Here is a 1,019-nt window from a genome sequence, read left to right as displayed (position 1 = left end):
CAGCCGGTGCCCGTTGCTCCGCCCCGCCAACGGGCGGCCGGGCAAGGGCAACGCCAGCGGCGGCATCACCTGGGGCGTCGGCTCTTCCTGGGGGACGAGGGCAGGGGCCCGCTCCTTGGCCGGGCGGCGCAGCACGGCCCCCAGCTTGCGGCCGAGCCGGCCAAGGTCGCGCACGTTGAGGCGGGGGCGGCGCAGGCCGATGGAGTTGACCCAGAGCACCCGATAGTCCGGCAGCAGGCGCTTGATGAGGTGCTGGGTGCTGGAGGGGTGCTGGCCCCAATCTTCCCCCAGTACCACCAGTTGGGGCTGTGCGTTAGACGGCTTCATGGCTGCTTCTCCTCACTCAGGCGGCTGGTGGCACTCTCTGCCAGCGCGTCGCGGCAATCTTGTGCATCGAGGGGGCGCAGCACCCGGGCCGGCACCCCCGCGGCCAGCACCCCGGCGGGCAGGCTATGGGTCACGATACTGCCAGCGGCGACCACGGTGCCCGCGCCTATGGTGACTCCCGCCATCACCATGGCGCCGGTGCCGAGCCAGACGTCGTGTTCGAGCACGATGTCGCCGACCTGCTCGTCCCGATCCGGCAGCCCCCGGGCCCGATCCTGGGCATCCAGGGGGTGGCCCGGGTAGCCTGCGAGAAAGGCGCGCCCGGCGATGCGCACGTTGTCCCCGAGCACCACCTGGCTGCCCACGGCGATGGTGGTCTGCCAGCCGATGCCGACGTTGTTGCCAATCCTGAGTGCGGGGGCCTTGCTTGAGGGGCGGCCGCTGATGGTCATGGCGGCGCTGAGGCGACAATCCGCCCCCACCTCGATCGACACCGGGCCGCTGATAAAGGGGATGCCGCCATAGAGATAGAGGCGGGGGGGGGGGGGGGGCGTGGGGGGGGGGGGGGGGGGGGGGGGGGGGGGGGGGGGACCCCCGACAGCCCCCGGGGGGGGGGAGGAGGGGCCCCCACGCCCCGCGGCGCGGCCGGCCCGCGGCCCGGGCGCGGCGGGCGCGGGGGCGCCCCCGCCCTC

1 protein-coding gene and 1 pseudogene are annotated in these 1,019 nt (G+C 74.8%); both read right to left on the bottom strand.

Annotation, left to right across the window (positions count from 1 at the left end; translation table 11 throughout):
- Positions 1-327, bottom strand: a pseudogene (locus BN1136_RS15655) (glycosyltransferase family 1 protein); the annotation flags it as partial.
- The gene (locus tag BN1136_RS15650) at positions 324-821 is read right to left on the bottom strand and encodes an acyltransferase (RefSeq protein WP_269429556.1); all 498 of its coding nucleotides are present in this window, start codon (positions 819-821) and stop codon (positions 324-326) included. The pseudogene BN1136_RS15655 and the gene BN1136_RS15650, both read right to left, overlap by 4 nt.
- Positions 822-1,019 lie beyond the last annotated feature (198 nt).

Origin of the sequence: Aeromonas taiwanensis (genome assembly GCF_000820165.1) — a bacterium.
GTDB classification, from domain to species: domain Bacteria; phylum Pseudomonadota; class Gammaproteobacteria; order Enterobacterales; family Aeromonadaceae; genus Aeromonas; species Aeromonas taiwanensis.
Note: the sequence above shows the minus strand (reverse complement) of the source record. Positions and strands in the feature narration are given on the sequence as shown.